A 7,724-nucleotide genomic window follows, 5' to 3' on the forward strand; every position below is an offset into this window, starting at 1 on the left:
CTATTTCAACCGGTCGGCGTCGAACCTGTTCCGAGTGAGCCCGGAAGCGGCCGCGCGCCGCGCGCCGCCGGTGCGACCGTTCGCCCAAGGGCCATACGAAGCGCTGCACCGCCATCATCGCGACGTGGTGCAGGTCAGCAAGGCGACCGCTGCGAGCAGCGTGCTGCCGCGGCGCGTACGCATCACCCATACCGTGAGCGTGAAGCCGGATGCCGTACCCGCAGGCGAGACCATCCGCGCCTGGCTGCCGTACCCGCGCGCCATCGCGGGGCAGCAGGAGGCGATCGCATTGGTCGCCAGCCAGCCCGCGCGCCCGCAGATCGCGCCCGAACGCGCGCTGCAACGCACCGCCTACCTCGAGCAGCCTGCCCTCGCGGGACAGCCGACCACGTTCTCGGTGACATACGAGGTCACCGTGCATGCACGCCGCGTGGCGATCGATCCCGAGCGGGTGGAGCCCGTGACCGCCACGCCGGCGCTGGCGCCGTTCCTCGCCGAGCGGTCGCCGCACGTGGTCTTCAGCGATGACCTTCGTCGCTTCAGCGAGCAGGTCGTGGGTGACGAGAGGAATCCTTACCGCGTCGCGCAGAAGCTGTTCGCGGCCGTGGACCGTATTCCCTGGGCCGGCGCGCGCGAATACTCCACGATCAGCAACATCAGCGACTACGCGTTTCGCGCCGGCCATGCCGACTGCGGCCAGCAGACGCTGCTGCTGATCACGCTGCTGCKCATGAACGGCATTCCCGCGCGCTGGCAGTCGGGGTGGGCGTACTCCGAAGACGTGGAAGGCCACGACACCATGCACGACTGGGGCGCGCTGTACCTGGCGCCCTACGGCTGGGTACCCATGGACGTGACCACCGGCCAGCTGGCTTCGGACGATCCGGCGCTGCGCTGGTTCTACCTGGGCGGCCTGGACGCCTACCGCGTCGCCTTCAACGACGACTACTCGCGCGAGTTCATCCCCGCCAAGCAGCACGCCCGGTCCGAGACCGTGGACCTGCAGCGCGGGGAAGTGGAGTGGCGGGGCGGGAACCTCTACTTCGACCAGTGGGATTACCAGTTCGAATGGACCGTGCTGCCCCGGGACGGGCGCGGCTGACGAAACACACCACCACACGATTCACCACCATCTTTAGCAGGAGAGAGCGGGGATGAAAGGCAAGGTTCTGAAGAAGGCGGCACTGGGCATGGCGCTGGGTGCCTGCCTGGCGTCGATGGCGCCGCTGGCGATGGCGCAGAGCGCGACGGGCGCGGTCGCGGGCCGTGCGAACGCGGGCGACCAGATCACGATCACCAATACCGCCACCGGCGCGACGCGCTCGGTGACCGTGGGCGGCGATGGCGGCTACCGCCTTGCCCAGTTGCCGGTCGGCGACTACCAGTTGCAGGTCAAGCGCGCCGGCCAGGACGTGGGCGATGGCGTGGCGGTCAATGTCTCGCTGGGCGGGACCACCACCGTCAACCTGGGCGGCGACGGCGCCGTGGTGAACCTCAACGCGATACAGGTGGTCGGTTCGCGCGTGGTCAATCGCGTGGACGTGCGGTCCACGGAGTCCGCGACCAACATCAACCGCCAGGAGCTGGCACGCCTGCCGGTCGACCAGAGCCTGAGCTCCGTCGCCTTGCTTGCGCCGGGCGTCGTCAATTCGGGCGCGACGTTCGGCGGCCTGTCCTTCGGGGGTTCCTCGGTCGCCGAGAACGCCATCTACATCAACGGACTCAATGTCACCGATCCGTACCGCCGCCAGGGCTTCTCGTCGGTGCCGTTCGGCTTCTACGAAGAGGTCCAGGTCAAGACGGGCGGCTACTCGGCGGAATTCGGGCGCAGCACCGGCGGCGTCATCAATGCGGTCACGCGATCGGGCAGCAACGAATTCCAGGCCGGTGCGGAGCTGACGCTCGAGCCCTCCGCATGGGAAGCCTCGAAGGAAGACCACTTTCATCGCGATGGCACGCTGGACGAGCGCAACCGCACCAGCCGCGACACGAGTCCGTTCTACAAGGCCAACGTGTGGGCATCCGGCGCGATCGTGAAGGACCGCCTGTTCTTCTTCGCGATGTACGAGATGCGCGACAGCCAGCCCAAGGACATCGACACGATCGAGGCCTGGAAGACCAAGAGCAACAATGATTTCTGGGGCGCCAAGCTGGACTGGCGGATCAACGATGACCACGCGCTGGAATTGCTCGCCTTCTCCGACAAGGCGGACTCGGAAACCACCAAGTACGGCTACACGTGGGACACCGGCATGCTGGGCAACTGGCGGGGCGGCAGTACCGCGGGTTCCGGCGGCGATAACTGGTCGTTGACGTACACGGGACACTTCGGGGACAACTTCACCGCCAAGGCGATGTACGGCGTTAACGAGCGCAGTGCCCTCAGCGGTACGCCGCTCGACGCCGACTGCAGCATCGTCACCCGGTCCGGCAGCTACACGACCCGCTTCGGGGCGGAGACAATCCCCGAGGGTTGCCACCCGACCGACACCAGCATCAGCAGCCGTTACGACAAGCGCGAAGCGGCGCGCCTGGATTTCGAATGGACGCTGGGCGATCACCTGCTGCGCTTCGGCCTGGACCAGGAGATCATGGATTCGGACAGCTCGGTGGTCTACCCGGGCGACGGCGTCAGCTACCAGGCGCAGGCCGCGAATGCCGGCGCCGTGCTGCCCAACGGTGCGCTGGTGCCGGCAGGCGTCACCCGCATCATCGACGCGCGCCGCTACATCACGGGCTCTCCCGTCACCACCGAGGCACAGGCGTTCTATGTGGAGGACAACTGGAGCGTCACGCCCAACCTGCTGCTGAACCTGGGCCTGCGTTTCGACAAGTTCCACAACAAGCTCGCCTCCGGCGCCACTTTCGCCAAGGCCGACTTCTCGGACATGATGGCGCCGCGCGTCGGCTTCAGCTGGGACATGAAGGGCGACGGTACGACCAAGCTCTTCGGCAACGCCGGTCGTTACTACATTCCGCTCACCAACAAGCTGACCGACTACTTCGGTGGCGGCACCACGGACGAGCACACCTACTACGTGCTCAATGGCTGGATCCAGCAGACGCACCCGGTCACCGGTGCGACGTACCTGGTCCCGGACCTGGGGCCGCAGATCGGTCCGGTGAACACGGATGGCAACGCGCCTGCGCCGGACGATGTGCGCACCGCCGTCGCCAAGGACCTCAAGCAGGTCTTCCAGGACGAGTACATCCTCGGTTTCCAGCAGGCGATCAACCAGGCCTGGTCGTACGGCGTCAATGCGACGTATCGCAAGGTCACCCGGGCGGTGGAGGATGCGCGCATCAACCACGTCGCGGGTTGCCCGTGGTACTCCGGCGACTGGCCGATCATCAATCCGGGCGAGAGCACCACCCTGTGGTGTCCCGATACCGACGACTGGGTGCAGTTCGATTCCTCGCAGGACGGCTACATCGCCAGCGGCAGCGGCAACATCATGGGCTACAAGAAGCCCCGCCGGACCTACAAGGCGGTGGAATTCCAGCTGGACCGCGCGTGGGACGACAAGTGGGCGTTCAACGCCAGCTACCTGTGGTCGAAGTCCGAGGGCAACATCGAAGGGCCGGTCAATTCGGACACCGGCTACGCGGATACCAACCTGGTGCAGTACTACGATCATCCGGCGGTCAACGAGCGCTATGGCGTGCTGTTCAACGACTTCCGCCACCAGATCAAGCTGCGCGGCAGTTACAAGTTGAACGAGCAGTGGAGCTTCGGCGCCACGCTCTCAACGCGGTCCGGTGGGCCGATCACGGCGTTCGGCGTGGTGTGGCCTGACGACAACCGTGCGGCGGGCGGCCCCGGCGAGTTCAGCGGCGGTGGCTCGGGCTGGCTGTGCTATTCGTCGCCCACGAACAACTGCGCCAACTGGGCGACGCGCCAGCTGACGTATTCGGAGCGCGGCGCATTCGGCCGCATGCCGTGGGTCACCGACGTGGGTGCGAACGTCACCTGGACGCTGCCGGTGGAGGGCATCGACCTGAAGGCCCGGCTGTCCGTGTACAACCTGTTCAACAACCAGACCGTCATCAACGTGCACTCGCGTTACGAGGCGCAGCCTGGCGTGCAGCTTCCGCACTTCGGCCAGGGAACGGTCTGGCAGGCGCCGCGCTACACCCAGCTCGTGGTGACCTGGACGTTCTGACCGCACAGCGCATGCGATCTGGCGTGTGTCTCTCCCGTGGCCTGCCGTTCGCGGCAGGCCTTTTCTTTTCCGTGCCGTGCTATTCCTATGCACGGCTGCTTCCCGAGGTGTCTCCCATGACGAAGCGCGTCACGTTCGCGTGCAGAACCGCCCTCCTGGCCGCGTTGGTCCTCGTCCTCGGCGCCTGCGCCCATTCCGGCCCGCGCAATCCGCTCGCCACATGGGTGCCGTCGAAGAATTTCGACGAGCGCCGACCTGTGGTGATCGTGCTGCACTACACGGAACAGGATTCGGTGGAACAGTCGCTGGATACCCTGCGCAGCCGCAACAGCGGGGGACGCGTGAGTTCCCACTACCTGCTCGGCAAGGACGGCAAGGTCTATCAGCTGGTGAGCGATACCCGACGCGCCTGGCATGCCGGTGCGGGTCGCTGGGGCGCGATCACCGACGTCAACAATGCGTCGATCGGCATCGAGATCGACAACGACGGCAAGAGCCCGTTTCCCGATGCGCAGATCGACAGCCTGATCGTGCTTCTGCGCGACCTGACCACGCGCCTGCGCATTCCCCCCACGCAGGTCATCGGCCATTCTGACCTGGCGCCGTCGCGAAAGATCGATCCTGGCCCGCTGTTCCCATGGAAGCGCCTGCACGACGCCGGTTTCGGCCTGTGGCCCGCGGCCGGTGCGGGCGAACCGCCGCCCGGTTTCGACCCCTGGCTGGCGCTGCAGGCCATCGGCTATTCCATCGACAACCGGGGCGACACCGTGCGCGCCTTCCATCATCGCTTCCGCGGCATGGAGGGCAGCGAACTCGACGCCGAAGACCTGCGCATCCTGCACGCATTGACCTCCACCGCCACGCCGCTGCCCCAATGAACAGGAATATTCAAGTCAGTTTTTTCGCTGATCAAGAATAATTTATTGACTCATCGCGGGGCGCGTGCTACACCGCCATGAAAGGGGTTTTCGTGTTGTCCCGCCGGAGAATGTTCGGATCCGGCAACGCAGTAACCGGCGGGGTGCCGGCGCAGTAACCGAACCAACAGGCAATGCCTGCGCTGCGTCGCCGGAACCGGACGCGCCGGGTGGCACGCATGGGGATCCATACGCGCGGGGAATGACGGCAACAGCGCGGCGATGCGCCCGGACAGGGCGGGGCCGTGCGCCATTTCCCCGGGCGGCGTGCACCACGCACCGCAGGCATCGTATCGGCCACGTATCGCCGCGTTCTTACCTCCAGGAGATTCCGCATGCCCTCTCGCTCCCGCACGCTCACGCCCCGCCATCTCGCCGTCGCCATCGTGCTGGGGCTCGCCGTACCCGGCGTGGGACTCGCGCAGGAGGCGGCATCTGCGACGCAGGGCGAGGCACGCACGCTGGAAACCGTTTCCGTCACCGGCTCGCGCATCAAGCGGACCGACGTCGAGGCGGCGCTGCCCATCACCATCATCCAGAAGGCGGAGATCGAAGCCCAGGGCATCACCTCCGCCGAACAGCTGCTGCAGTTCCTCAACATCGCCAGCAACGGCTCGGACAGCCTGGCGGCGAACGCCGGCATCGCGCCGGCCGACCTGCGCGGCAACAACGGCGTTTCCGGCGCCAACCTGCGCGGCCAGGGCGCCGATGCCACGCTGGTGCTGTTGAACGGTCGCCGCGTCGCGACGCACGGCCTGCGTGGCCAGGCAGTCGACCTCAACTCGATCCCCTTCGCCGCGATCGACCGGGTGGAAGTGCTGCGCGATGGCGCCTCGGCGGTCTACGGTACCGATGCGATCGGCGGCGTCATCAATTTCATCACCCGCAGCGACTACCGCGGCATCACGCTCAATGCCGGCGTCGACGTCACCCAGGAGGGCGGCGGCAACGTCTACACCGCCAGCGTACTCGGCGGGTGGGGCGACATCGATGCCGACGGGTGGAACGCGTGGGGCACCCTGAACTACCGCAAGAACGAGATCCTGCTCGGCACCGACCGCGATTTCTCCAACACCTTCCAGCCCGAGCGTGGCCTGTCGCCGGATACGCGCGGCACGCCCTTCGCCACCGTGTCGAACATCGCCGGCGGCCYCATCAACGGCACGCTGGTGAATCCGGCCGGTGGTCCCAACCAGGCGCTGGTCAACACGCTCAACCTGCCGGGTGGGCCCGGATGCGAGGCCGGCGGCGACATGATGGGGCCGTACGCCTACCAGCTGTGGGGCGTCGCCAATTCGCGCTATGCGTGCGCCTGGGATTACCCGGCCGCGCAGGTCATGCAGCAGCCGCAGGAGAGCCTGCAGGCGCTGGGCCGGGCCAGCTTCAAGATCAGCGACAATCACCAGTTCTACGTCGAAGCGATGGGCTCGCGGACCGAATCCAACCGCCAGTTCGAAGCCCAGCAGATCACGTCGAGCGCCTCGACGGCGGCATCGGCGCTCGGCCCGAGCACGTGGTTCCCGTACCTGCCCAACGATGCGCAGGCGCTGGCCACCTACAACATGATCTACAACGCGCTGGCCAACTACTTCGGCACGGCCAACCTCGTGTACGGCAACCGCATCGCCTACCGCTGGCGCTGCGAGGTCTGCGGGCCCCGCCAGATCGAGACGACCACCAAGGCATACCGCCTGCTGGCGGGCGTCGAGGGCAGCATCGGCACGTGGGACTACGACGTTGGGCTGTCGCGCGCCTCCAGCGAGGCCGAATCGGTCCTCGGCACGGGCTACTACTTCACTCCCGCCTTCAAGGCCGCGCTGGGCAGCGGCATGCTCAACCCCTTCCTGATGCCCGGGCAGGAGCAGCGCGCCGAAGGCATCGCGATGCTGCAGGCCGCGTCGGCGGCGGGCACGCGCCTGTACGGCGGCGAGTCCACGGTCACCACGCTGGACGCTGCGTTCTCCGGCGGCCTGGGCTTCAACCTCTGGGGCGGCGAAGTCCAGGCGGCGGTCGGCATCGACCTGCGCCGCGAGGAGTTCGAGTTCGGCTCGGTCGAAGAAGGCATCACGCTGGACAACAGCTACATCTTCGGCGCGCCGTTCGATGCGGCGAACAACATGCCGAAGGTGACGCGCGACGTGAAAGCGGTCTATGCGGAAGCCTTCCTGCCGGTCGTCGACAGCCTGGAGCTGAGCCTGGCCGTGCGCCGTGACGATTACGACGGTTTCGGCAGCACGGTGAACCCGAAGTACTCCTTCAAGTGGCAGCCGATCGATGCGCTGGCGTTCCGCGGCGCGTACAGCACCGGCTTCAAGGTGCCCGAGTTCACCAAGCTCTTCAGCGGCGTCACCGAAAGTCCTTACACGGGCTTCGATCTGGCCGACCCGGCCAGCTGCCCCGGCGGCGCGGCCAACCCGGCCGTGCCCGGTTGCGAAGCGATCCAGCCGGACATCCTGACCGGCGGCAAGTCCGACCTGAAACCCGAGGAGTCCAAGCAGAAGAGCTTCGGTCTGGTGTTCGCGCCGACCGGCAACTTCAACATGAGCCTGGACTGGTGGGAGATCGAGCGGACCAACACGATCCGCGTGCCCAACCAGGCGACGCTGATCGCCAACTACGACCTGTTCACGGCCAACTGGATCCG

At 66.7% G+C, this 7,724-nt stretch carries 4 protein-coding genes; all 4 read left to right on the forward strand.

The genetic code is table 11. From position 1 onward, the window contains the following. Positions 1 to 1,102, forward strand: a 1,102-nt coding sequence (locus AC04L7_RS08550) for a transglutaminase-like domain-containing protein (RefSeq protein ID WP_475512825.1), incomplete at its 5' end; no start/stop codon positions are given. A 52-nt stretch (positions 1,103 to 1,154) separates the two neighbouring features. Beyond that, positions 1,155 to 4,163, forward strand: coding sequence for a TonB-dependent receptor (locus AC04L7_RS08555; protein ID WP_435996002.1), 3,009 nt, complete (start codon positions 1,155 to 1,157; stop codon positions 4,161 to 4,163). 116 nt (positions 4,164 to 4,279) lie between these two features. Next, positions 4,280 to 5,041 (forward strand): N-acetylmuramoyl-L-alanine amidase, encoded by a 762-nt coding sequence (locus tag AC04L7_RS08560; RefSeq protein ID WP_435996004.1) that lies wholly within the window; start codon positions 4,280 to 4,282, stop codon positions 5,039 to 5,041. 374 nt (positions 5,042 to 5,415) lie between these two features. Next, on the forward strand, positions 5,416 to 7,724 hold a 2,309-nt coding region (locus AC04L7_RS08565; protein ID WP_475512826.1), incomplete at its 3' end, for a TonB-dependent receptor plug domain-containing protein.

It is taken from the genome of Pseudoxanthomonas sp. LjRoot204_2 (assembly GCF_056175765.1).

Coding starts and splice junctions, on each gene's coding strand:
- AC04L7_RS08555 (WP_435996002.1), top strand. CDS start 1,155: ATGAAAGGCAAGGTTCTGAAGAAGGCGGCACTGGGCATGGCGCTGGGT.
- AC04L7_RS08560 (WP_435996004.1), top strand. CDS start 4,280: ATGACGAAGCGCGTCACGTTCGCGTGCAGAACCGCCCTCCTGGCCGCG.